This window comes from Alteromonas alvinellae, assembly GCF_902705805.1.
Map to the genome: position 1 here is coordinate 1 of NZ_CACSIH010000261.1, position 1,274 is coordinate 1,274.

The following is a 1,274-nucleotide window of genomic DNA, read 5'->3' on the forward strand; positions in this document are numbered from 1 at the left end:
TGAGGTGGTTTAATTGAGTTGACCAGTCCAGTTAAGGATATAATTGAACTTTAGCTGGAGAAAGTAAATGGCCGGAAGAAAACGGTATACGAAAGAATTTAAACTGGATGCAGTGAGCCTGGTGCTAGATCAAGGTCACACGCGCTCTGAAGTCGCCAGAATGTTGGATGTGAGTCAGCAAATTATTGGTCGCTGGGTCAAAGAGTTTCAACAAGATGATGACGGCCATGCGTTCAGAGGGAACGGCAAACTGACGCCAGAGCAGGCAGAAATCAGAAAGCTTAAAGCTCAGGTAAAACAGCTTGAAATGGATAAACGCATCCTAAAGGAAGCATCGGTATTCTTCGCCAAAGAAATGAAGTGAAATACGCGTTTATCGCCGAGCGAAAGAATACCTATCCTGTTGACCGGTTGTGCCGGTTATTAGGCGTTAAGCGCAATGGGTTTTATCGATATATGAATACCCAGCATCAACCTACAACGGATGATGATAAACGAAAAGAAATAGTGGAATGGATGCGCAAGATTGCCAAAGCCAGTGAGCATAGCTATGGCAGTCGACGAATGCAAAAAGCACTGAATTGTTTGGGCTACCCTATCGGTAGACGTCTTACACGCCGACTGATGAAAGAAGCAGGTGTGCAGGTCCGTTACAAGAAGAAATACAAGGTCACCACAAACAGTAATCACACATTGCCTGTATTTGAAAATGTGCTGGACAGACAGTTTGATGTTGATTCACCCAATCTAGCTTATGTGCAGGATATTACCTATATCTGGACACAAGAAGGCTGGTTATATTTGGCCGTTGTTATTGACCTGTACTCGAGAAAAGTCGTTGGCTGGAGCATGGGGTCAAGAATGAAAACCAAATTGGTGTGTGACGCGTTAACGATGGCGATATGGCAGCGTAATCCAAAAGCGGGATTGGTTGCCCATTCAGATCGCGGTAGCCAATACGCTAGTGCAGACTATCGACGCTTGCTTAAAGGACACCAATTTGTTGGCAGTATGAGTCGTAAAGGTGATTGTTGGGATAATAGTGTGGTTGAGAGCTTCTTCGGTAGCTTGAAGCAAGAGCTAGTACACTGGAAACAATACCAAACTCGTTATGAAGCACAGCAAGATATACTGCGTTACATCACGACATTTTATAATCCTGAGCGGTTGCATTCGTATCTGGATTACAGGAGTCCAAATCAATATGAGGCGGACATGAAGAAATTGAAAAAAGTAGCTTAACTGGGTTGGTCAATTTTGGTTGACCACGTCAT

General features: G+C 44.0%; 1 protein-coding gene. It reads left to right on the top strand.

All coding sequences use genetic code 11. The features are described 5' to 3' along the window. Nucleotides 1–67 precede the first annotated feature (67 nt). Nucleotides 68–1,242 (top strand): IS3 family transposase gene (locus tag ACX5KA_RS20440; protein WP_240491637.1). Its coding sequence is split into 2 segments (ribosomal slippage): nucleotides 68–335 and nucleotides 335–1,242, totalling 1,176 coding nucleotides; the frame shifts between segments, so codons are not numbered across the junction. The last annotated feature ends 32 nt before the right edge of the window (nucleotides 1,243–1,274 follow it).